This window comes from Paenibacillus sp. Root444D2, assembly GCF_001426375.1.
Taxonomy (GTDB): domain Bacteria; phylum Bacillota; class Bacilli; order Paenibacillales; family NBRC-103111; genus Paenibacillus_E.
In genome coordinates, this window is the sequence record NZ_LMEO01000051.1 from 79,124 (window position 1) to 103,752 (window position 24,629).

General features: G+C 42.0%; 14 protein-coding genes. 10 read left to right on the top strand and 4 right to left on the bottom strand.

Annotation, left to right across the window (positions count from 1 at the left end):
* Positions 1–11 precede the first annotated feature (11 nt).
* From ASD40_RS31835 to ASD40_RS31850, 4 genes are read left to right on the top strand one after another with little or no spacing between them, the layout of a single operon-like run.
* Positions 12–1,055 (top strand): Wadjet anti-phage system protein JetD domain-containing protein, encoded by a 1,044-nt coding sequence (locus ASD40_RS31835; protein WP_063870881.1) that lies wholly within the window; start codon positions 12–14, stop codon positions 1,053–1,055.
* The gene (locus ASD40_RS31840; RefSeq protein WP_057307167.1) at positions 1,043–2,569 is read left to right on the top strand and encodes a hypothetical protein; all 1,527 of its coding nucleotides are present in this window, start codon (positions 1,043–1,045) and stop codon (positions 2,567–2,569) included. The genes ASD40_RS31835 and ASD40_RS31840 overlap by 13 nt, the downstream gene beginning before the upstream one ends.
* Positions 2,553–3,314, top strand: coding sequence for a DUF6063 family protein (locus ASD40_RS31845; RefSeq protein WP_057307168.1), 762 nt, complete (start codon positions 2,553–2,555; stop codon positions 3,312–3,314). The genes ASD40_RS31840 and ASD40_RS31845 overlap by 17 nt, the downstream gene beginning before the upstream one ends.
* Complete coding sequence (locus ASD40_RS31850; RefSeq protein ID WP_057307169.1) at positions 3,298–7,728, top strand: hypothetical protein; 4,431 nt, start codon at positions 3,298–3,300, stop codon at positions 7,726–7,728. The genes ASD40_RS31845 and ASD40_RS31850 overlap by 17 nt, the downstream gene beginning before the upstream one ends.
* Positions 7,729–7,852: 124 nt before the next feature.
* Here ASD40_RS31850 and ASD40_RS31855 read toward each other — a convergent pair whose 3' ends face one another.
* Positions 7,853–9,421, bottom strand: coding sequence for an alpha/beta hydrolase (locus tag ASD40_RS31855; RefSeq protein WP_057307170.1), 1,569 nt, complete (start codon positions 9,419–9,421; stop codon positions 7,853–7,855).
* A gap of 632 nt (positions 9,422–10,053) precedes the next feature.
* Here ASD40_RS31855 and ASD40_RS31860 point away from each other — a divergent pair.
* The 6 genes from ASD40_RS31860 (at position 10,054) to ASD40_RS31885 (ending at position 21,392) form a co-directional block, all read left to right on the top strand.
* Complete coding sequence (locus ASD40_RS31860) at positions 10,054–14,835, top strand: S-layer homology domain-containing protein (RefSeq protein ID WP_057307171.1); 4,782 nt, start codon at positions 10,054–10,056, stop codon at positions 14,833–14,835.
* Between the two features lie 405 nt (positions 14,836–15,240).
* On the top strand, positions 15,241–17,022 hold the full coding sequence (locus ASD40_RS31865; RefSeq protein ID WP_057307172.1) for a LytS/YhcK type 5TM receptor domain-containing protein: 1,782 nt from the start codon (positions 15,241–15,243) through the stop codon (positions 17,020–17,022).
* Positions 17,003–17,755: a LytR/AlgR family response regulator transcription factor gene (locus tag ASD40_RS31870; RefSeq protein WP_057307448.1), complete on the top strand. Its 753-nt coding sequence runs from the start codon at positions 17,003–17,005 to the stop codon at positions 17,753–17,755. Before ASD40_RS31865 ends, ASD40_RS31870 begins: the two co-directional genes overlap by 20 nt.
* Positions 17,756–17,889: 134 nt before the next feature.
* Entirely contained in the window at positions 17,890–18,207 is a 318-nt protein-coding gene (locus tag ASD40_RS31875; protein WP_057307449.1) for a DUF485 domain-containing protein, read from the top strand.
* Positions 18,204–19,724, top strand: a complete 1,521-nt coding sequence (locus ASD40_RS31880; RefSeq protein ID WP_057307173.1) for a solute symporter family protein — start codon at positions 18,204–18,206, stop codon at positions 19,722–19,724. Before ASD40_RS31875 ends, ASD40_RS31880 begins: the two co-directional genes overlap by 4 nt.
* Before the next feature lie 141 nt (positions 19,725–19,865).
* Entirely contained in the window at positions 19,866–21,392 is a 1,527-nt protein-coding gene (locus tag ASD40_RS31885) for a solute symporter family protein (protein WP_057307174.1), read from the top strand.
* 35 nt (positions 21,393–21,427) lie between these two features.
* On the opposite strand, the gene ASD40_RS31890 is transcribed toward ASD40_RS31885, so the two are convergent.
* The 3 genes from ASD40_RS31890 to ASD40_RS31905 form a co-directional block, all read right to left on the bottom strand.
* Positions 21,428–21,964, bottom strand: a complete 537-nt coding sequence (locus ASD40_RS31890) for a hypothetical protein (protein WP_057307175.1) — start codon at positions 21,962–21,964, stop codon at positions 21,428–21,430.
* 556 nt (positions 21,965–22,520) lie between these two features.
* Positions 22,521–23,321, bottom strand: coding sequence for a WYL domain-containing protein (locus ASD40_RS31900; protein ID WP_057307177.1), 801 nt, complete (start codon positions 23,319–23,321; stop codon positions 22,521–22,523).
* Positions 23,296–24,621: a helix-turn-helix transcriptional regulator gene (locus ASD40_RS31905; RefSeq protein ID WP_057307178.1), complete on the bottom strand. Its 1,326-nt coding sequence runs from the start codon at positions 24,619–24,621 to the stop codon at positions 23,296–23,298. The genes ASD40_RS31900 and ASD40_RS31905 overlap by 26 nt, the downstream gene beginning before the upstream one ends.
* Positions 24,622–24,629: the final 8 nt, after the last annotated feature.

A 24,629-nucleotide genomic window follows, 5' to 3' on the forward strand; every position in this document is an offset into this window, starting at 1 on the left:
AGCAATCGTACATGGATCCTATTTCCCAAATACGCACTTATTTACAATCCTACAAGAAAAGTAAAGTTTCACTCAAAGAACTAGAAGACATATTTCCAGTACAGCCAACCGATGAACAATTTGCTGGTGCAATATTGGAACTTGAAGCTGCAGGAATTCTTCAGATGGTTCCGAGTCTAGGCAGAACGGGGAAACGACTTTCTCTTGCCTATCAATATAACGTACAGAAGAATCGTTTAATGCAAGATACGCATAAGGAAATCAATCGAGCCAGACTGAATCTGCATCTCTTGATAAACCTCGATACCTACTATTCATTGAAATCTAGCATTTGGGAGGAAGATAGGCCTTTTATTGAACGAATAGATGCTTATTTGAAGAAGAATATGCTCCCAAGTACTCCAGCTCCGGAACCGGAGAGAAGCTTTGAGCTTGTTGCTGATGAGAAATGGATAACGGAGAAGCAAGGGAAAGAGATGCTGATCCGAATCGGTTTGTGGGATAAGTTGCTTATTCTACCTGTGGATGATCCCTTAATGTTCGCTGTTAATCCTTATGTTCTTACCAATTCGGTTCACAAGCATCTCATCGTTGAAAATAAAACAACCTATCAAGCGCTGCTGCAAGTTTTGCCGGATGTCCCGTTCGCGACGCTAATTTTTGGCGGCGGTTATCGTGTAACGAAGAGCATTGAGCTGCTGCCGATGCAGCTTCCGCTCAGGGATGCTGCGCATGAGTTTTACTATTTTGGAGATATCGATAAAGAAGGAATCCACATATGGCATCTATTCAATAAGCGGGTGCTTACTCTTTTCGGCAGACCCGCTAGTCTGGCCCTTCCCTTTTACAGAGCATGTCTGAGCAGGGAGTTTGCTTCTGGCAAAGAAAACCAACGTAATTTTGAGCAGGCTTTACAGGCATTTGTGTCTCATTTTACAGAGGAGGAACAAATTAAAATCGACCGTTGTTTCGCAGCCGGCGGTTACTTCCCGCAAGAAATATTACCTACACACGAGCTTTGTACGATTTGGAGGCACACAGCATGGATTACATAGAAATTGGTCAGGTTGTTTCCGGGTTTCGGGAACGTATGACCAAGCTGGCACTTTTTGATCCTCTCTATGAGCTTCAGAGAAAGCGGCAAACCGATCGGCAAAATAAACCGATAGATTTCATGGAGCTTGGGCTGTTGACGCTGCTTTACTTTTTTGAGCAGAAGTTGATGCGAAACAATAAGGCGGGTGTCAAAGACTTAGCCGAGTTTCTTTTGAAAGTGACTGGGATTTTCATCGATTTGGATGAAGCTGAATTTGAGGATCTGGCAAGGCAGATTACGCAAGTTTTTCGTCCAACGACAGGGAAAAAACGGGATTTCACCTTTATGAATTGGGAATCCGGCCAGTCGGAGCATATTTATATATCGATTCTGAAAGCGAATGCCTTCGACCTAAAAACGAATACGCAGTACTACACGCTCGACGAAGATGGGTTGGAGCTTATTTTTGCGACCAAGGAATTTTATACCGAATTTCAATTATCTATTCATCAGTTGGTACTGCGCAAGCAATTGGAAAAAGGCGAGTTCGAAGGAGCCCTGCGGCAAATTAATGAAATGCGGATTGATGTGGAAGCTTTGCAGGAGCGGATGGTCAAGCTGGAGCATGAGTTGAAAAGAAATATCGTGTCGGAAGAGACGTTCGGACGTTATAAAGGTCTGCTGGAAGATATCTATTTGCGCTTGCAGATGGAGAATGAAGAATTCGAAGAACTGCGGCAATTCGTGAAGGAGACGAAGGATCGCGTTCAGGCACAAACGGTTAGACAAGCAGATCAACGGCCTTATGAGTTAATTTTACGTATATCCAATGAGCTGGAGAAGGTTCATGGCGAGCATTCGGATCTATTTCATCAAAGTATGGTGTTAAAATCACATGCACTTGGCGCAGCGCAAGAATCCTTATATTACACCGGGTTGGATTCCTTTAATTTTGATCAGGATATTGCTTCTCTTATCTTTAGTACACCACTGCCTTTGGAGACGATGAAAGGTGTGCTGGCCCCGTTCTTACCGGTTCAAGAGACGAAGGCGTGGTCGCTTTTGACGGTGTGGGCTGAGCAAAATATGCTAGAAGACGGCAGTGGACAAGAACGGGATGACAAGTTCCTGGAACTTGGCGGAGACAGCGACGAAAACCGTTACCAAACGATGCAGAAAAAGTTGTACAAACTTCTGATGGAGCAGCTGCTGCAAATGATGGAAGAGCAGGGCCAAGTTGAATTGAAACTGTTTATTCAGCTGTTCAAAGAGAGCGAGCTTGCAAGATTGCTGGGCGAAAGAGCGTTCTATGATTTCTGGATCTATTTGCATCAAAGAAGTCCACTTCGGGCGGATGATAGGGATAAGCAGCAAAATGAAGAGCAGGGGACGTTGCTGGAAGATATGTATATGCTTCTGGGAAGCCGCTGTCTGGTCATCATAGAGCAAGAAGATATTATTAAGGTAAACGATAGATTTAGCATTCAGAATATGTTGATTTCGTGGGGAGAACAGGATGACAATTGGACTTGAAAATGGGACAGTAATGAGAGCTTTTCGCATCTATACCTTGTTAGCTCGCGATAACGCAGTTGGCAAAGAGCGGCTCCAAGAATACATGGCCGACGATGTGGTGCGAGGGCTAGTGGATCAATTCGCGCGAGAAGTCGATTGCGTAACGGTTATTGCCGGTGAGCAGCTGTATATGATTCCGGAGACACGGCTATCGCCTTTTCATATGAACAACGAAGTGATTAAACGTACCTATCTGCGGGCGAATGCCGTGAATGCGGATCTTTATCTGATGTATGTCAGCATCATCGTGTTGATTGGCGCCTTTTATGACAGCTACCAAACGATGGAGCCGACGAGAAGTTTTATCGGAATTGAAGAGTGGACGGAACTTGTGAATGAGCGAATAGCATTATTGAAGACGCATCCTGAAGCTGAACTAAGAGAGATGGAGCAGGAGTTTTCCTATAACTGGACGGCCTTGATTGAAAAATGGAGTGCCATGGACGATATCAAGGAAACAGCTGCGAGGCAAAGCGGGAATACGATTAGCCGTGTTAGCTTCATGGATTCTGTCCGCAAGTTTCTGGTTGCGCAAGAGTTAGTGATCGATATTGGCAACCAGGAAATTACGTTAACCGAAAAGGCGAAAGTGGTCGTGCAGCGTTATTTTATGGAGCTGGAATATAACCGTGGCATTTTGGAGTTTTTATATCAAAGCAATGCGTTTGAGGAGGAGGGAAGCGAACATGCCAGCCATCTCTAAAATACGTTTTACCAATGTGGTCTATGAGGATGGAAATAAGCGCTACAACGATGAATTGTTTCATTTCGATGGGCATAATGGCGCGATTCTTCTGGAAAATGGAGGGGGCAAGACGGTTTTTATCCAGTCTGCCATTCAAGCCATACTGCCGCATGCGGAACTTGCCGGACGTAAAATGAAGGATACGTTAAGTCTCGAAAACGGCCCTGCGCATATCGCGATCGAGTGGATTCTGAGTGAACGGCCACGGAGATATGTGGTCACTTGCATTAGTTTGTTTCTAACAGCAACAGGGATAGATTCCTATCGGTATGTCTATGATTATCCGGAGCTTGATGCCGATGCCATTGATCGGATACCTTTTGTCAAGGAAAGTGCAGGCAGCCTTCGAGCAGCCGATAAGGGCGAAATCCATGATTATTACCATCAAATGACGTCGAAACGGATGAACGCGAAGCTGCCGTCATCGATTAAAGAATACAAAAAAGTATTGGAAAACGATTACCACATTATCGCATCGGAGTGGGATCGCATTGCGAAGATCAATAGCTCAGAGGGCGGTGTAGAGAGCTTTTTTGATGAATGTAAAACGACGAGTCAATTGTTCGATCGCTTGTTGATCCCAACGGTAGAGGATGCGATGGCCGGGTATGAACAAGGCGAGTTCGCGAATAATTTTGAAATGCACAGGGACAGCTTCAAAAAATATAAAGAATTAAAAGAAAAAATCGAAGAAAATAAGAAGATCCTCGTTGAATTGGATGGCTATGTGCTTCATTTTGCCAAAATGGATGCCAAACAGATGGCTTATGCAGCTGCCCAGGCCGAAACGAAGGCCTATTGGTTATTAGTGAATGAGCATAAAAATGAGGAAGCCTCTAAGCTTTCACAATGGCACCGGCAAATGGCAGAATGCGATCAGCAGCTGCTGTTATTGGCTCGGAAGAAAGAATCCCTTCAGATTGCCAAGCAAAAACAAGAGCAATCCGCTTTGGAAACAAAGCTGAGATTGGTCGAGGAAGACGTTGAGCGGAAAGAGGCGCAAGTACGAAGTGCTAAGCAGCACTACTACTCTCTGCGTTTGGCAGATTACAAGCAGCAGTGGACCTCTGCAGAAGAGCGCATGAACTACTTGCAGCGCGAACTAGATCAGTTCGGTAATACCCAAGAAGAGGGGGATCTTCGCGAAGCATGGAACAATAATAGCGGGCAAATTCGCAGTATTTACAGCAAGATGGAGCAAGAGTGGCAGGTGGAAGAAGAGAAACTCAGGCAGGAATTAGATGCTCATCAGAATAGGACGGCTTTAGAGGAAACGATTCTGAGAGATCTGTCGAGCGAACTTGAGGGATTGAACAAGCAGCTCATTGAACATAGATCCATTGTGCAGGCCCGCGAGAAAGATAAAGAAGTGCTTAGAGCTAATGTTTTGGCAAATCCAGCAGTCGAGAGCATGGAAGGCAGTATGACGGATTGGATTCAGCGTTATCAGAAGTTGGATGACAGCAATGTGCTGCTTGTGCAGAATAACAAGGATTTGGCATTCGGTAAAGAGGAAAGCATGAGAGAGCTGGAACGAGTGAGTGAAAGCCTTAAGATCGCCTATGTGGGACGCGCCAGCTCGGAGCAAAATCTCGAAGCATTTAAAAAAGAGCATCAATCCATGCTTACCGAAATTTCTGCGTACAGGTCATCATGGGGGAGACTCTCATCCGTATATGAGAAGCAGAGTTCGATTGAAGAGCGGCTTAGGGAGGATTTGGAAAAGCTGCACCTGCAGAAAGAAGCATATTTGCTGAAAGAACGTCTCGCTTTCCGGTATATCGATGATTACAGCTACCAGCATACATTTTTTGCGGATACCTATGTGGCAGGCTTGGTAGACAAGTGGAGAAATCAATTCGCGTTATTGGAGACAGGCATTCAATATTTGCAGGGCTTAGACCTAAGCGAGCGGGCAATGACACATCCTCTGTGGTCAGTGACTTTGATTACGACAGAAGAAGAGGTTGGGTTATTAACGAGCAAGCTTGGGCAGTATGCGGAGGATATGCAGTTTCCGATTCAAGTCATCTCATCGCAGGAAGCATCACGTCTAGCCAATATGGATACGCCGATAGCTGTGCAAGACAAAGCTTGGGTTGAACCGCAGCATTGGCGTGAAAATGCCGATGTCGCTGAATTTGCGAGCTGGAAACGAGCGATATCTCAAAAAGGTGAAGAGGTCCTGACAGCACGTAAAGTAAAGGAAAGCGAATTGCAGCGTACTTCTGATTTACAAACCTCTTTCAGTCGATTCACTGCTTCATACCCGCTTGAGGTCGTACAAGAAATGGAAAGGCAAGTTGGACTTAAGCGCGAACAAGTGCGTGAATTAGAAAGCCAGGAGGATTCCATTAGGAAATCCGTTCGTCAGGCTGAGCAAACGATTCAGCAGCACAATAACATCATGGACGAGCAAAAAGGTGAAATGGTTCAGCTCCAACAGTGGATTGAAAAAGGACGGACATATGTCGAGCTGGGGAAAGAAATCGCTGCATTGAACGTGGCGATTGATCAGCTTGTTGAACAGGCAGAAGATCAGCAAAGCAAGTTGGATAGCAGGCAGCGCTCTATGGAGCAAGTGAAGCTGCAGATCGAATCAGTGAAAAGCAGTATGAACTATTTGAGGACCGAGAAAGCGAGTCTTCAAAGTCAAGATACGTATATAGAGACTCTCGATGTACAGCCGATTGAAACGAATCATAGTTTAGATTGGTTGAAAACAGAAAGAAAAGATTTGCATCTCAAGTTAAATCGCATATCTCAAGGACGTCAGCAGCTTGAAACGGAGTGGAATCATGCCAAGACCAGCAGAACAACGCTGGAGAAGGAGATGAACAAGCTTCGACTGGAACAATCGGACTTGGATTTGAATGAGGATCTTGCGTTTTCTGTGACCGGTGAAGACCAGATGTCGCAGCTGTTATCGGAGCTCAAGGATTTTGAATCTCGGTTGTCTCGTGACAAAGAAGAATTTACGCGAGTTGAGAAGCAATTTGATGCACTAGCGACGACAATTAAACTACTCATTGAGCAGTATGGCGCTGCGCATTCGGGTGGGCTGCCTGTAACCTTTACAGAGTCGCTGACAGTGGTGGATGATCAAGTTCAAAGCGAAGAAACACGCCTGCATCAGCAGAAGACGGGATTACAGCAGCAGCATACACAAATTCATGCCCAATTAGGTAAAATCGAAGACGTTATCCAATACTTAAATCAATATAAAATCATGCATGGGTTTGAAAATCCGCTCATTCAGGCGTCATTAATCACGCAAGAACTGAAAGCCGAGTTTCTGAATAACAGGATGAAAATGGTCCGAAAATCCGTGACTTTGTTATCCGCCGTTATGAAAGAACTGGAAGCCGAAGAGTCTTCTGTGAAAAAAGCCAGAGTTCATTTCGTTGAATTTTGCCGGAAACAAATCAAAGATATCAAAATGAGAGATATGGCCGAGCAAGGTGTCGAGAAAAAAGACAACTATCAGGAGCTAATGCAATTTCAACAGAAAATGCACAGCCGGATTGAACGTGTCAATCATGTCGCAGAAGAAACGATGCGTACACACAATCAACAGCTGGAACAGTATATTATTCATGTGCATAGCCATATCAAGCTAATTGCTTCTGAGCTTCGAGATATTCCTAACAAAACGAGAGTCAAGGTCGAGGATCAGTGGAAGCACATTTACTCGTTTCAAATTCCGGAATGGGATGAGCTTGAAGCCAAGGACCATCTGCGCAAGCATCTGGAGTGGATTTTGGCCGAACTGGACAAAGGTCATTACCTTGATGACAACGGTCAAGAAGTGAAATCGACGGTTCGCAAGGAGATCGAAAAATGGTTGGATACCAAGCAGCTACTGCACATTGTTTTGCAAGAAAGGCCGATGAAAGTATCCTGCCGCAAAGTAACCAATGAGAATAACGTGACGAAGGCCTCCTTCTCTTGGGAGCAGTCTAATAATTGGTCCGGCGGGGAAAAATGGAGCAAGAATATGACCTTATTCTTGGGATTACTTAACTATGTCGCCGAGAAACGTCAGCATATTCAAGCGAATATGAAAAGACATCGGACCGTGATCCTGGATAATCCCTTCGGAAAAGCATCGAGCGACCATGTATTAAGTCCTGTATTTTTTATAGCCGAACAGCTTGGGTTCCAAATTATCGCGCTCACCGCGCATGCGGAAGGGAAATTTCTTAAAGACTATTTCCCTGTCGTCTTTAGCTGCAGGCTTAGACAAGCGGCTAATGGAAGCAAACTAGTCATGACCAAAGAAAAGGAAATTAATCAGGCCTATTTCCGTGATTATGCGCCGATTTCACTGGAAAGATTAGGGGATGTCAAGCAGATGGAGTTATTTATATAGCGGCTTGAAAAGTAAATAAACCTTAAGAAAGTCTGCCTGATCTCCCGCAATTACGCATCGGAGATCAGGCAGACTTTTTGTTACTTCTGAAAAACCTTGATTAAGCAGACTACTAGGGGGATTATTATGTTAATTCTTGAAGAACAGCCTGTTTCTTCATTTCCCACTCATTTGTGTTACTTTTTTTTCCAAACTTTAACAACAGTTCAATCATCCAATCGTAGTACCTGATTTCATGCTTCCTTAAAAATATGGCATAACTAACGAAATTCATTGCTTTCTCATAGTTTAATTTTTCTTGGTGAAATAGTATGAAATATTCAGTTAATTTGAGTAATTTTCTTTCAATATTATCTCTTAAGGTTAAAATCCAATTATCATAATATCCGCTAAGCCAATCAAGTGGTAAGTTTTCGATGATATCTAAAACCAATTTTTCCTTTTTTTTAGGTATCTCTTCGTTAGCAGCTCGGTGAAGCATTTCAATTAAATCATTTAAGTCACATTGGATTTGCCCCTTGAGGTAAATATGCTCCCTGTCTGTGTGTAGAAAACTAAATTGGTCCGTATAAATTAATTTGTTTAAATAATTAAGCGATACCCTGAGATTATTTTGAGCTTTACCTATTTCTAGATCTGGCCAAAATTCATCATAAAGTTCTTCACGTGTGGATGTGGGATGCAACAATAGATATATAAGTATTTTTTTTGCATTTCTTTTATTCCATCCCTCTAGAACTTCGGTATCATTAATGTAAACACGAAAGGTCGTTAATACCTGGATTTTCAATATGCCTGTTTGTTGTTTCTTTTGTTTACGGTTTTTAATTATTTCAAATAATTCTTCTTTTGTATCAATAAGCAATGGATCATTATATTGAGTGCAAAGTGTTGACAGATCTGGTGATTCTAAAAATCCAATGATCTTTTGAGCAGTTTCCTGTGGTTGATCAATAAAAGTTACATTTGAAGAGTTGGCAATTGTGATAAAGGTTGATTTAGGAATTAGGCTGGACATAACTCCTGACAAATATGGTTGTAGCAAGAGATCTGAGGATCCTGCCATGACCAGCGTTGGTACATGGAGCAATGAAAAATCATCCAATGATGGTCTTGCATCAATAAATAAGTTGAAAAGTTCAAAGTATTTTGTGACTATAACTCGTTGATATGCATTGTGAAGTAAATGAACTTCTTGTGAATCGGATGGTTTATTCGAAATCGTTTTAACTAAAAGAGATGATAAGGGCTCAATAGATGTTCCGCTAGCTAGGGAATGTCGGAATTCAACGGATTTCTTGAGTACATTCTCAGAGTAAAATCCAGGTGTAGAAATAAGCGTTAGTGATAGGATAGAGTTTACATTTTTTAGAGAGTAGTATATTCCGATAATGCCCCCAATCGCATGCCCGACTAGATGAAAACACTTCATTTTTAAATCTGAAATAACTTCATTTAAATCCTCACACATTAAATCCCAAGTAAAAGGAATGTCTCCAGCAGAAGTTAATCCATGTCCCCTTAAATCGTACAAGACAATATTATATTCTCCTTTTAGAAAAGGGACAATGTAATGCCAAGTTGTTAGATCTAGGCCTAAGCCGTGTATAAATACAATGTATTCCGCATCTATTTTCTCAGTTAAGTGAATTTCTCTATGTATTGTCACGTCATTGTTATGTAAGTTATTCAAGTTGCCTCCGAAAAATGGGATATTCTTGTAATGATAGTGTAATGGTGGAACTGGTAGTATTGTACTATAGATATGACAAAATAACTAATATCTAATCAATTTTTATTGTTTGATAGTTCGTCGGTCGGTTTTACCTAAGTGAAAAGACCTAATTTACTGAGGGTATTTATTTTTTAAACTTTGTTTTACCAATTATTAGGTACTAAGGATCATGGAACATTCGTTCCTATTAATGAAAAGCTAAGTAGGGTATGTGAGCATTTTGTGTCGAAAAGTGCATGTATCCACGATGCTGCTGACTGAAAAGCTAGAGAAAAAAAGTTTCACGGAAGGGGATGGGTGGATGGGAATCGGGACATTTAAGCAAATTTGATTGAAATACAAGCGACAAGCCCTGTGGAGGAACTAAGTATGCATGAAAGCTCAAATGTCGAACAAGGTATTTGTGAGGATGTGGAGCAATCCGCAACATAGAGGATTTAAGAAGTTTTAAATCTGCAAACGAAGATATTCACGGCGAAAGCGAAAGCGGTTATTTCTGTAAGGATGCTTGTCCAAAGAAAGGTTAAGTTTTATTTTATAGAAGTTATGTCCAAATCATACAATTATAATAATCGGAGGAACACAAAAAAATGAAGAAAATTTTACCAACAATTGTATCAACAGCTATGCTATTATCCCTTACAATTCCTGCACTAGCAGAAGAAACTAATCAATTCTCAGACATTACTAATTCATTCGCTAAAGACGCAATCATTCAGCTTCAAAAAGATGGCGTTCTAACAGGTATGGACGCTGAACACTTTGATCCGAAAGGCACGCTTACACGCGCTCAATTCGTTACTATCCTAGTAAAAGCTTTAAAACTTCAAATTGATAATAGCGCTGTTTCTAGTTTCACTGACGTTGAAGGTTGGGCAGTACCTTACGTTGAAGCAGCTAAAAAATATGGCATCATTGATGGCATGGGTGACGGTACTTTCGCACCAAACGGAACTGTAACACGCGAACAAACGGCTGTAATTATGGTTAAGGCATTGCAAAAGCAAGGTAAAATCGAAGATTCAGCAGAATTGACATTCACGGATGCTGATAAAGTATCTGATTGGGCTAAAAAATATGTTGCACTTGCTCTTAAATACAAATTGGTTTCTGGTAATCCAGACGGTTCATTCAATCCGCAAGGCAATGCAACACGCGAACAAGCTGCACAAATGGGTTCAAACTTCATTAAAGGCGCAGAAGAAGTTAAAGACCAACAAAAACCAGAAACACCACAACCAACACCTTCGACGACACCTGCTCCAAGCGCAACTCCTGCACCTAGTACTGGTGGCGGTGGCGGTGGTAGCACAGGCGGTGGCGGCGGTGGCGGCGGTGGAAATAACACAACTCCGGCAACAACAAGCCTAACAATCACGGCACCTAATATTTCGAATGCTGTTCAAGGTACGCAATTTAATTTAGCCGTAACAATGAAAGGCGCAATAGAATCAGACCATGCAAATGATAAAGTAAGACATTATGTAGCCATTAGTGGTCTGACTTCAAGCGATATCGTCTTGACCGCAGTTAATGGTGTGGTTCCAGTAGTCGTTCAAGAAGGTACAGCGACTTTACCACTAATAATTGCAGCCGGATCAGCAGACGGTTTTAGATTGGGCGATTTTGTTTCCCAATATGCAGCAGGCGTAACAACTACGTACCCTGTCACTATTAAAAAAGTAGGCAATTATACATTTAATTATAGCCTAAAAACGGTTGGCGCTAGTCCAGTAAGTCTAGTAACGGGAGCAAGCACAGTGGCAGTTCAAGCTTCAACTACTACGCCTGCACCTGTAGTAGTTGACGGAGTAAGCATGAGAAATCTTACACAGTCCGAAGTAGCTGCAAATGGTAAAACTTCTTCTGGCGGTATTGAAGCCGTTGTTACTAATAGTGATGTTCCAGATTCCGTAAAAGACTTTAAATATATTGCTGTTCGCGGTTCTAGTAATGAACGCACAAACCTCACTTTAAATGATTTGGTACTAGGAGAGAATGAACGTACTGTAGAAAAAGGAAATAGTACAACAGTTTTTAATTGGGCTTTTTCAGTTTATAGCCTTGACCAAGAATGGTTTACAGTTATGTTCTATGATGCAAACAAAAATCCAATTGGTTACTACCAAAAAAATCAAGTTGTCGATTTCTTCCCTGCTGAACTAGGTTCGATATCATACCTAGTTGGCAAAGGGCTAGATGATGTTCTTTTTGCAGAAGACGTTGCTAGGGCGCGTGAGCGTTACGAAGAGTTAAACGAGCAACAAAAAGCATTAGTATCAAACTACAATGTTTTGTTAGCAGCAGAAGCTTTGCTTGAAAATCCAACGCCTGCAACTTTAGAATTGACTGCCATTGGTATCTTTTCAAGTAATGCTAATGACAAAACGATAGCAGTTAAAGGTGACACAGTTTCAGTATTGTTCCTATCCACAGAAGAAACGTTTATGCTTGACACTTTCAAGATCAACGGAAAAAATCCTACTTCATTTACATCAGAGCTAAAAAGCGGTAAATGGCTAAATCAAGCTAATTACGTTCTTGATGGAACTGAACCAGAAGGTCTTGTTACTTTCAAGATCAACGTAAAAAATAGTGCAGGCACATTATCAAAAACTATTGAAACTACAACAATTGGCGGTAGCGTTACAGTGGTAGTGCCTGTAGTAGAATTGCCTGATACAACAGCAATTGATACAGCTATTTCAGCAGCAAATGCAGCCAAAGCAAATGTTGAAATCAGTGTTAACGGATCAGATGTTGAAGTAACTTCTAAATGGGTAACAGAAGAAGTTAACGATGCATTAGTAGCTGCTATCACAGCGGCAACAACTGCTAAGGCTACAGCAACAACGGCACTTCAAGTAACGAACGCAGCAGCAGCATTAGATGCGGCGGTAGTAACGTATAATGCAGCTAAAACAAACGGAACAAAAGTATTGGTTGATACAACAGCACTTGACCAAGCAATTATTGCCGCTGAGATAGCTAAACAAGGTGTAGCAATCAGTGTAAATGGTACAGAAGTTCCAGTAGCATTCTCATGGGTTACAAAAGAGGTTTGCGATGTATTAGACGCAGCGATTGCAACGGCTAAACTTGCTAAAACAAATGCAACAACAACACAACAAGTAACAGATGCAGTTATTGAGCTGAATGACGCGGTACTAGTTTACAGCGCAGAAGTAAAAAATGGTACTTATGTAGCTCCTGTATTAGATACAACGGTAATCGACACAGCAATTTCAAATGCTAACACTATTAAAATGAGCTTCGAAATCAGCACAAACGGTAATGACGTTATACCTGCTGCTAAATGGGTAACACAAACAGACTTCAACACTTTACAAGCGGTAATACTAGCTGCTACGACTGTAAAAAATAATGCGGCTACCCAACAAGAACTAGATGATGCAGTAACATCATTGAATCTAGCCGTTGAAACCTTCACGGCTGCTGCACAATCTGGAACAAAGCCGCCGACTCCACTTGACACAACTTTGTTGGACGAAGAAATCACAAAAGCGCAGCTTCTACCTTCTTCGGTTCAAATTAGCTTAAATGGTTCTGACGTTGATCCGGCGAAACAATGGGTAACAACAGAAGTTAATGAGACATTGCTTGCTGCAATTACCGCTGCTCAAAACGCTAAATCAGCCGCAACAACGCAACATGAAATTACAGTAGCAGTAACAGATTTAAGTACTGCTCAACAGGTTTTCGAAAGTGCCAGAGCTTTTGGAACTAAAGTCCAACTAGACACAACATCACTTGAATTATCAATTCAGTCGGCTACTCTTAGTAGTGCCGCAATATCAGTTAGCGAAAACGGCTTAGACATTCCAACTACTAAATATTGGGTAACAGAAGACGTTATGAATACATTTAACGCGGCGATTCAAACCGCTACAGATGTAAAAACTAACGCAGATACGCAACAAGAAATTGACAATGCAATAATAGCGCTACAAATGGCTCAAGGTATGTTTTCAGTAAATCAGCAAAAGGGTACGCTTGCTGATCCAACGCTTACGACTGTAGCGACAGCGGAAGAATTAGCAACTGCTTTAACGGATACCTCTGTAAAAACAATTAAATTGAGCGATGATATTACTTTAGCTGCTGATTACTTGATGATTAATCGCGCAGTAACTATTGATGGAGGAAATTATCATTCAATCAATAAAGGTATCGCGGTAGAAGCTTCCAATGTTATCATCAAAAATATTCAAATCACTCCATCTAAGTTCTACACTGTAGAAGGTTTTGATTGGTTCTATGGAGTAATGGTTGGTGATGGTATGACAGGTGTACAAATTAATGATAGTCTTATTAATGGTATAAATGGGATTGATTCTATTGGTATCAGCGATAAAACAGGAAGCAATGGTACTCAATTTACTGTAAGCGGAACTAGCATCAGTAATGGATGGATTGGTATTATCGTTGATAGCCCAAACACTACTGCTACACTTACTGGTAACATCATTAATGATGAAAAACATGCAATCTCATTGGAAAATGCAACGTTAGGTAAATTAACCGTGACAGGAAATACGATTAATAGCCCGAAAAAGTTGAGTGATGGTGTTACAAATGGTGATGGAATCACATTGCCAAATGGTGCGCCAGAAACAGCGAAAGCTCCAGTACTAGCAGCTAACTTTTTCTCAGGTGTTGCAGAAGGTAGCGAAGTTGTAATTAAAGTTGCAGCAGTATTGCCAGTAACTATCAGCAATATTAGTATCACTTCAAGCAATGCAGACCCTAGATATGCTGTCACAGGCGACACAGTTACATTAACGTTCCGTACAGCAGAGCAAGTTACAAAGCTTGGTAGCTTTAAAATTAATGACAATGATCCTACTGATTTCACAAGCGTTTTGGATGGCAGCGACTATCTAAACACAGCTACATACACCGTAACTGATTCTGACCTTGATACACTAATGACTTTCAAAATCAACGTTCAAAATGCATCAGGCGTTAGTTCTGCAACAACAGAAGCAACAACAGACAATAGCAAAGTACAAGTATTGAAAGCAGCTATTATCTCCAATGTTCATATCGAATCTAACAATGCTGATACAACAAAAGCAGCAGCAGGCGACACAGTAACTTTAACATTCACATCATCGCAAGGAGTTTGGGCGTTAAATGATTTCTTGATTAGTGGAAAAACTCCTACTACGTTTAATCTTGCAGGTGACTTTGGTGGTATCAATACTGTAACATACGTCTTAGACGGAACTGATCTAGTAGGTCTTATGACGTTCCAGATCAACGTTAAGAATGTAGCAGGATTGAATTCTGCACCAACCGCAGCGACAACAGATAGCAGCTCTGTAACGGTTATAACATCTACACCATAAAGACTAGTCTTCAATATAATCACTTCCTATAAACGGGAAGTGGTTATATTTTGCCCAATTAAAGAACATTCGTTCCCATTTTGACTACTTCACAAAACTCGTTTTTATACATATGTATGGCTATAGCAACTTTTCGGTTTTTGTGAATTATTTGCGACGACAAACAAAAAAAAACACAACACACACTCACTGGTTGGTGTTCGCTAGGTAGATTGTTTAACGTTAAAAAATAATGTAATATTCAAAGGCTGTCCCGAAATCTGTAAAAGATTTTGGGGCAGTCTTATTTTTTTATCACCGTATGAAAAAGACAAGAAATGTGAGCCTACGACTGCTATTCATTTAGGTCTATTAATGGATAACACATAGAAATGCTATGCTATAATATACAGCAGGAGGGGTAATATGGAAGCGCTCGCACTTCTGCTTTTTGAGCGTATGGGTATTCTGTTGATCGTAACGTTTATCCTGACGCGAATTCCTATCGTTCGTCAACTGCTGGACAGAAAAATGTCCGTTATGAATACCATATATTTCATCTGTTTATTTGGCTTGTTCGGCATTCTTGGCACCTATGCAGGTGTGGTGATCGAGGGCGGAGTTATCTCGTCTTCCTTTTGGATCTTTCCTCTGCAAGCCAATCAAGCATTAGCCCATTCCGCTCTGGTTGGCGTTGTCATCGGAGGTTTAATGGGAGGTCCTATTGTGGGGATCGGTGCAGGTTTAATTACTGGAAGCCACTTATATGTGATGAGTGGATTTACAGGTTTTGCGGGTGGAATCGCCGCTCCTCTGACCGGATTATTAGCAGGCGGAGTGGCGAGATTCTTCTTGCAGGAACGGGTCATTTCTCCGGCTAAAGCCATTTTTATCGGCATGTTCGCGCCCATCGTGCAGATGGGAATTATCCTTATTGTATCAGTGCCATCTAAGATAGCGATTGAACTTGTGGACTTGATCGGAATTCCGATGGTGCTCACGAACAGCATCTCCATCGCGATTTTCACAACCATGCTGCGTGTTGTATTCCGGGAAGAGGAACGCGCGGTTGCTTATGAAACTCAGCGAGCCCTGCATATTGCAGAAGCTGCGCTGCCTCATCTGAAGCAGGGACTAACTTATCAATCGGCAGATGCGATCGCTAGGTTACTTCTAAGGGAGCATAAGACAGCTGCGGTTGCTATTACCGATACGGAGAACATTCTTGCCCACGCGGGGCTTGGTGATATGATTCTCATACCAGGTGAACCGATTCGCTCTGAGCTTTCGAGGCAGGCCATTGGCACAGGCAAGTTGCAAATCGCTCTTAACCACGAGGATATCCAACCGAATCATAGATTGCTTAGAGCTGCGATCATAGTTCCGATCAAGCAGGCTGGACAAGTTGCCGGTTTGATCAAGCTATATTTTAAGAAACCACAGGAAATTCGTTCGGTTGAGATCGTACTTGCAGAAGGATTAGGCAAACTATTGTCTTATCAACTTAGTGTAGCTATGCATGAGAGTATGGAGGCATTAATGAAGGAATCCGAACTAAGGATCCTGCAGTCGCAAATCAATCCTCATTTTTTATTCAATACGTTGAACTCCATTATCTCCCTGATTCGAATTGAACCTGATATGGCAAGGCATATTACCATGCAGCTTAGTACTTACATGAGGCTTAACATCAAGCTTATTGCGTCTCATACGATTTCGATCCAACAGGAAATCATGCATCTTAGCTCGTATTTGGAAATTATCCAGATTCGATTTAAGGATCAGATCACGATGGAAGTTCAGTTGGACTCTGATTTGCTAATAGCTATGATTCCTCCCGTTACGCTGCAGCCATTGGTTGAGAATTGTATCAAACATGGATTGAAAGATAGGAATCACGGGGGGCGAATCCGAATAGAAGTGTTGAACCATAAGGATACTTTACAAATATCAATCGAAGATAACGGAAGCGGCATACCTCCTGAATTGCTAGAGCAACTAGGCAATGAGCCGGTTAATAGCAGCGAGGGGAACGGGATTGGTGTTTACAATGTCAATCAACGGCTGATCGGCTTGTTTGGCGAGGAGTCTCGACTTTTTATCGAAAATAATGTAAATGGCGGATGTAGATTTTCATTTAACATTCCTGGGACAAGTACCGAGAGGAGGGGATACGTAGGTGAGAACCATGAAGGTCATGATTGCTGAAGATGAGTGGTTAGCCCGTAAAGAGCTGGTCTACCTGTTGGAGATGGAAGAGGATATAGAGCTGATGCCGCATGCCTCCAACGGTAAGGAGTTATTAGAGCTTGTAAATGAATGGGAGCCAGACGCTATATTTTTGGACATTCAAATGCCGGAATTAGATGGCATGCAAGCCGCCCGTATGCTGAAAACTGCTGCACAAGTACCCCTAATTGTATTCACAACGGCCCACGATGATCATGCGGTTGAAGCGTTCGGGTTGAATGCTGTTGATTATTTACTTAAACCTTATAGTCATGAGCGTCTAAAGGAATCACTGGCACGGATTCGCAGCAAGCTTTCCAATAGCCCACTAACGACATCACTGCCCAGCAAAATGCAATTTTCCTCCAAAGCAAGGAACTGGAATAAGCTATTGATCATAGATGGGGAAAAGCATGTCCTGCTTGATCCTGAGACCATCCTTTATGCCGAGAGGGAAGAGAAAAGCATCCATATCTATACGTATTCCAACCAGATTTATATGTCCAAAATGAGCCTGCAGGAATTGGAAAATAAGCTCGGGGAACTACCTTTTTTTCGTCCTCATCGCAGTTATTTGGTTAATTTAAATGGTATCGATGAATTAGTTCCATGGTTCAATGGCGCTTTTAATTTGATTTTGAAAAATGAAAAAAGAACGCAATTACCCGTTTCGCGGGAGATGGCCAAAGAGCTGTTTAGGCTGCTCAAATGAAAATGAAACCGTTTAAAGCTCCTTATTAGGCAATTCAGGCGGGGAATATGACGATTCGCGACAGTCTCGATACAGAGGGCAAAAAATCGCATATAATCAATTTGAAGACGCTTACATCGGGAGGGACGAAGCAAATGTCAAACGGCAAGCCTGTTCAATATGGGGAAGTGGCACAGTCAGAAAAATTCAAGAAATTAATCGGCAACAAAAAACGATTCATCATTCCAATGACAGTTTTTTTCCTCCTTTTTTACTTTACTCTACCCATCTTAACCTCTTACACCAAAGTATTGAATAATCCGGCAATCGGCCCTATTTCGTGGGCATGGGTGTACGCATTTGCCCAGTTTCTGATGACTTGGGCACTCTGTATCATTTACTCCAGGAAATCCAAGGAATTCGACCGACAAGTTGAAGAAATAAAATCGGAAATTGGAGGTAATCCGTCATGAGTCCAACTGCCGTCATTCTATTTCTTTGCATTATTTTATTAACGATGATAATTACGTATTATGCAGCTAAGAAAACCGATAGTTCGAATGAGTTCTATACGGGTGGCGGAGGATTAACGGGATGGCAGAACGGGCTTGCCATTGCCGGAGATTATATGTCGGCAGCCTCGTTCTTGGGAATCGCAGGGACGATTGCCTTGACTGGATTTGATGGATTCTTCTACAGTCTGGGTTTTCTAGTTGCTTATCTTGTCGTTCTTTATTTAGTGGCGGAACCGCTTCGGAATTTAGGGAAATATACGATGGCGGATATGATCGCGGCTCGATTTGCTAATCAGAATGTTCGTGGGGTTGCCGCATTAAACACGATCACCATTTCCATTTTCTATATGATCGCACAGCTTGTTGGTGCGGGTGCTTTGATCAAACTGTTATTCGGCTTTAATTACTATACCTCTGTATTAATTGTGGGCATCCTGATGACCATCTATGTGGTATTTGGCGGAATGCGGGCCACGAGTTGGGTGCAAATTACAAAAGCTGTTCTTCTGATGGGTGGGACGCTGATCCTGTCACTTATCGTTCTAGCTAAGTTTAATTTCAGTATTTCCGAAATGTTTACCCAATTGAAAACAGCAACACCCTTGAAAGAGGCGTTTTTAAATCCTGGCAACAAATATAAGATTCCGGTTGAAACGCTCTCCCTCAACCTTGCACTGGTGCTCGGAACTGCCGGATTACCGCATATTCTTACTCGCTTTTATACAGTAAAAAATGCGGCTACGGCAAGAAGTTCTGTCGTCTCGGCAACATGGGTCATCGGTATTTTCTATGTCATGACCTTATTCCTTGGCTTTGGAGCTGCAGCATTTGTTGGCGCAAAAGATATTACAGCGATAGATAAAGGTGGAAATATGGCTGCGCCGCTTTTGGCCAAAGCACTAGGCGGGGACTTCTTATTTGCTTTTATTTCCGCGGTTGCTTTTGCCACGATATTAGCGGTAGTTACCGGATTGGTGCTTTCTGCTGCTTCGGCCTTCTCCCATGATTTTTACGGACAAATCGTTCGTAAAGGCAAAGCGACGGATAAGGAAGAATTGAGAATAGCCCGTTTCGCTTCGATTGGTGTAGCCTTGCTCTCGATTATCTTGGCACTGTTTGCTCAAAAGCTCAATGTAGCTTTCTTGGTATCCATTGCCTTCGCTGTTGCGGCAAGCGCCAATTTGCCAGTCATTCTCTTCACCGTCTACTGGAAAAGGTTTAACACGACTGGCGCGATTGTCGGTATGTTAAGTGGACTATTAAGCTGTATCCTACTTGTTGCCGTGGGCCCAAATATTTGGGGAGAGGCAGGAAAGGCTATTCTGGTGGGCAATCCGCTTATTAATTTGGCCAATCCTGGTATTATCTCCATTCCGCTTGGATTCCTGGGAGCCTATATCGGAACAATGCTTTCCACACAAAGAGATGATGTCAAATATACGGAAATTAATGTAAAAGCAAATACGGGTATGTAAGCAGCCCATTCTTTTGAACGCCAAGAAACATGCAGTCAGCCTTTCCTAAGGCTTGCTGCATGTTTTTGCTTTTTTGTGGGCTTAAATATGCTATTCTTTTAGTAATAAATAAAGAGCACCCTAGGAAGGGATCGGGTCATTATGAATTTTTTCGCGTTTATCTTTTTTGTGGCCGTAGTGATTGGAACACTGGTTATTACGTACCATTCTGCTAAACGTACAATGAATACGAATGACTTTTACGTGGCTGGAAATCGACTCACTGGCTTGCAAAACGGGCTGGCCATTTCCGGTGATTATATGAGTGCCGCTTCTTTTCTTGGTATTACGGGGACCATTGCCATATATGGCTTTGATGGTTTTTTCTATTCAATAGGTTTTCTAGCATCCTACGTGATTGTTCTCTATATAATCGCAGAACCGCTGCATAATCTGGGACGTTTTACGATGGCAGACGCGATCGCAGTGAGGTTTCAAGAGAAGAATCTTAGAGGTTGGATGGCGATTAACAATATTTTGATCACGATCTTTTATATGATTGCTCAGTTGGTTGGGGCAGGGGGTATCATCCATTTACTGCTAGGGGTGGAATATTCCTCAGCAATCCTTGTAGTCGGCAGCTTGATGACCATTTATGTAGCTTTCGGTGGTATGCTTGCCACTTCTTGGGTGCAAATCATCAAGGCTATTTTACTCGTGTGCAGTACTTTTATGATCAGCCTGATGGTACTTGCCAGATTTAACTGGAATCTATTTGATCTGTATGTGTATGTTTCGCAAGCAACTCCGTTAAAGGAGAAATTTGTACAGCCTGGGAATTTTTTCTCGGGACCCTTGGATACGCTTTCCTTTAATCTGGCTTTGGTATTGGGGACAGCAGGGCTGCCGCACATCGTCTCCAGATTCTATACAGTCAAGGAGGCGCAGACCGTCAGGTCTTCCGTCATTCATGCAACTTGGCTAATCGGTGCTTTTTATGTGATGACCATCTTTCTTGGTTTTGGTGCTGCAGCCTTCGTTGATCGAACTTTATTATTGGGTGAGGACAATATGGCGGCACCTTTACTCGCAAAGGCGCTTGGCGGCGAGTTTTGGATGGCGTTCATTTCAGCGGTTGCTTTTGCCACCATTCTGGCTGTTGTTTCTGGGTTGGTGCTGGCGGCAACGTCCGCTTTTTCGCATGATATCTACAGCAGTATACTGAAAAAGGGAAAAGCAACAGAGGCCCAGCAGATGCTGGTTGCCAAATGTTCGGCTGTAGTGATCGGCGTATTGTCTATCGTACTTGCTTTAGGTGCTCAGCGGTTAAACGTGGCATTCCTAGTCTCGCTGGCTTTTGCGGTAGCCGCTTCCGCGAACTTGCCCTTACTGCTGCTAACGCTGTACTGGCGCCGATTCAATTCAACTGGTGCCATAATCGGGCTGTTAACGGGACTTATCACTTCGATCTTGTTTGTGATTCTAAGTCCCAATGTAATGGATCCATCGTCTGGTTGGATTCGTCGTGAAGCGCTGTTCCCTTTGAATAATCCAGGAATTGTTTCTATACCGCTTGGATTCCTTGGAGGGATTCTGGGTACTTTACTGACTTCGAAGAAGAATGATCCGGATCATTACGATAAGATGATGGTTCAATCCCAATTGGCGCGGGTGGAATTGAGAGAATAGGTGCGGGATACGAAATTTCAACAAGGAGGAAGGGGTTACTCCGGGTCGTTACCGAGAGATGAATGTTGCACATTTTTCTGTTGATCCGTGATAAATTTATAAAATAACACAAGGGCTGATTGTGAAAATAAATAGATGGGGAAGGAATAATAGATGAGGTAGGAATCTTTATAAGTAAACACTCCCGCCTTTAAACATACCCATTCAAACCCAGCGGAAAGTAATGAAAACAACGCGATATATCCGACGGCTAGTATTCCTTTTAATCGAAATAGATCATAAAAATACATAAATATATATCCAAACGGAGCATACATAAAATATACAACAAAATCCATGATTGAATACGCAGGTCCGTCCATAATATCATAAAGATCAAAAATATGGCCGCCAATTGAATTATCCAACATACTGGCAAGCGTGGAGCTGAAAAGCAATAATAATAAAGTAACAGATAGGGGGAATCGTTTCGGCATGAAGTAAATAAATCCATATGCGAAAACAATGCATATAAGCACAAAGTAGTCATTCATATCGAATGCGCGTTCATCAAATGGCATAAAACTTCTCATGCTAATAGGTACACATCCTTCTGAAACATTTTAAGGCAAGGATTGTAAGGTACAACAAAAACAATCGGTACCCGAATAAAACAGCCAAATGCCACATTCCGTCGTATGTAAACAAGCTCAAAGAACGACCTATGAATTCAAAGGCAAGAAGAGTAACTAGCGAAGTTAAAAAAAACGCCGTTTTTGTAAAATGAATGTAGGCATGAACAAGGATCACAATCATTGCAGGGATAACCAAGCTTTGATACAACGAAAATGAAACGTAAAGTAAAGGATTTTTCGATATCTGATAAAATTTGATGGGTTCCGCAAGCAGATACGCAATGCTGGTATTCACGAAATCTATGAATAAAAACACAAAGGCGAGATGTCTATGAGACGATTTTTTGGCTAATGTAGCTAGAATTCCGAATAGTAACCAGCAAAAGAACAAATATAAGGAAATGACCATTTAACCCCACCATTACATTACAGTTTCAATTTTCTGTATTATTGAAATAAATGGAATAAATTATACACAGGAATGAATGAATCCAATCGTGTATAGTGGGTTGGACTATAACTCCCCATACCTAGCCAAAGCTTTTTTGGCCGATTCAAGCATTCTCCTTTGCAAGTGCTCGCCTTGGCTAACGCGTATCCGCTTACCCAAGAAGCGAAGTTTGCTCAGGACATATTCGGCTTCATTATTTTGAAAGGTTAATCGGATTGTATACGTTTCTTGAATATCATCGTAATCAACTTGCTTCTCAAAGCAAGAGAAGGCATATAAAATCCGCGACAATTCTCGATTGTACTCCTTTATAACCTCAATCGTTGCATGAATCAGACGTTTTTGGAGCAGTTTCTCTATGTCTGAACCAATTTGGGCGACTCGCTCAGGAGAAATGGACAACTCTTTGATCGATTCAATTTTTTCGAGTTTCGTACTCATCATTGCTCGATGTCTGATGTGATACCAGAGCAAGTACCATTCTTTTTTCACCAAGGAATACTCAAGCTTATAGGGAAAGGCCATTTCATTGGTAAAAATCCGATCATCCTTCACTCTGTAAGTAAGTTGGATAGCGGCTTGACTCGTAATGAATCGACGTAATGCGCGAAGCATCGGGTGATAGACTAGCCTCTCCTTACTTCGAGCTTTCTCAATAAAGGCATCAGAAAAATCCAAGGTCTTCTCATCAACTAGCACAAATTCAAGTTTTTCCAGTGTTTCCGGTGTGAAAGCATAGGATGCAGAGGGATGGTTAAGCATAGTTTTGAGCCATGACCTTTCCTGTGAGGTGATCATGAAAGTGCCCGAGTTTTCTAGCCGCGTAATCATTTGATAGTTAAATATTTTCTCGAACAGGTTCATAATACGCCTCAAGCTCCTTCCACTCCGCGATCATCTCATTCCGAAAATAGATCGGTTCAAGCACTTCGCAGCTAGATCCGAAGCTTCTAATCCAAGGCTTAATTTCCGTAGTTCCATTCACCTTAATTTCGAAAATAAACGAATCGATCTGTTCTTCCGTGATCTCTCCCCACTGTCCTTGAAGAAGGACACGATCTTTAATGAAATTCGGCCCCGTATCACCTGGGTTAAAAAATCTTACTCTCAAGATAACCGGTCGTCCGGTATCAAGGACCCAACTATGCTTTATACTCTCTTCCAATATACTTTTCTTCTCATCAAATAAGGTTAAGTCGACAGTCTCGCCTTGCTCAATTTGAGTCATGCCTTCCATCCGATATTTCTTGATACCATGCCGGGAATCATGAGCAAGAAGGTACCATCGTCCATATTGGTGATCGTAGACAATTTTGAGTGGTAATGTTTTCTGCAGCTTCCCTTCCATTTCACGTTCGAACAATGGGTTTGTGTTTTTCGATGAATAGGATTGCGAATTTTTGGGCGAAAAGTATAGGAAATCGATCTTACGGCGATTTTGAATGGCTGATAGAAGGATGGAAAGATGCGCTTCATCCAAAATACGTGAGTGGTAATGATATTTAAAAAGGAATGGCTCTATGGATGCCGTTTCCGATGAGGTCCGATTCATCTGTTTTTTTAGCCCGTCTCGCAGTAAATAGCCTTGAACCGACGGTACCTGTGTATTCGACATCACATCAACAAAATCATAGAGATCAAGAAGCTCATCCTGACTAAGTTCATGGATTAAATCATTATGTATGCGATAACGATAGGGACGCGGTCCAGGCACTTTTTTAATGACACCGACTTCTTCGAGATATTTCAAGTCGTTTCGAATCGTTTTCTCATCAGGAAGTGAGGAATCGCTTTGGATATCTTTACAACATACGTCTAGAAGTTCAATAGCGGTAAGTGCCTGCTCATTCAAAGCGGTAAGAAGAGTAGAAATTCGCTGACTTTCGGATTCTTTCAATGACTTCGCTCGAAATAAGAACAACAGCATAGGATCCTTTGAATCGAAATAGCTGTAGCGCAGCATCTCGGCGAATTCTTTCCTTTGCGTATCCGGTGCTTGTTGATACATCGTCGCTACGATTTCTTTTAACCGGCGTAAGGTTTTATCAAAGGTATGTACCGAGATACCCAGCCTCTCCGCAAATTGCTGACGACTGTACGCCCCGCTTGTGAGGACAAGCATTCGCAGAAATTGAATTTCTTTATCAAAACTTTCCTTAGCCATTTGTACCC

Excerpts from the sequence above, each read along its gene's own strand:
- ASD40_RS31905 (WP_057307178.1), bottom strand. The coding sequence starts at position 24,621 with ATGGCTAAGGAAAGTTTTGATAAAGAAATTCAATTTCTGCGAATGCTT.
- ASD40_RS31845 (WP_057307168.1), top strand. The coding sequence starts at position 2,553 with ATGACAATTGGACTTGAAAATGGGACAGTAATGAGAGCTTTTCGCATC.
- ASD40_RS31835 (WP_063870881.1), top strand. The coding sequence starts at position 12 with ATGGATCCTATTTCCCAAATACGCACTTATTTACAATCCTACAAGAAA.
- ASD40_RS31880 (WP_057307173.1), top strand. The coding sequence starts at position 18,204 with ATGAGTCCAACTGCCGTCATTCTATTTCTTTGCATTATTTTATTAACG.
- ASD40_RS31875 (WP_057307449.1), top strand. The coding sequence starts at position 17,890 with ATGTCAAACGGCAAGCCTGTTCAATATGGGGAAGTGGCACAGTCAGAA.
- ASD40_RS31870 (WP_057307448.1), top strand. The coding sequence starts at position 17,003 with ATGAAGGTCATGATTGCTGAAGATGAGTGGTTAGCCCGTAAAGAGCTG.
- ASD40_RS31840 (WP_057307167.1), top strand. The coding sequence starts at position 1,043 with ATGGATTACATAGAAATTGGTCAGGTTGTTTCCGGGTTTCGGGAACGT.
- ASD40_RS31850 (WP_057307169.1), top strand. The coding sequence starts at position 3,298 with ATGCCAGCCATCTCTAAAATACGTTTTACCAATGTGGTCTATGAGGAT.
- ASD40_RS31865 (WP_057307172.1), top strand. The coding sequence starts at position 15,241 with ATGGAAGCGCTCGCACTTCTGCTTTTTGAGCGTATGGGTATTCTGTTG.
- ASD40_RS31890 (WP_057307175.1), bottom strand. The coding sequence starts at position 21,964 with ATGAGAAGTTTTATGCCATTTGATGAACGCGCATTCGATATGAATGAC.
- ASD40_RS31900 (WP_057307177.1), bottom strand. The coding sequence starts at position 23,321 with ATGAACCTGTTCGAGAAAATATTTAACTATCAAATGATTACGCGGCTA.
- ASD40_RS31860 (WP_057307171.1), top strand. The coding sequence starts at position 10,054 with ATGAAGAAAATTTTACCAACAATTGTATCAACAGCTATGCTATTATCC.
- ASD40_RS31885 (WP_057307174.1), top strand. The coding sequence starts at position 19,866 with ATGAATTTTTTCGCGTTTATCTTTTTTGTGGCCGTAGTGATTGGAACA.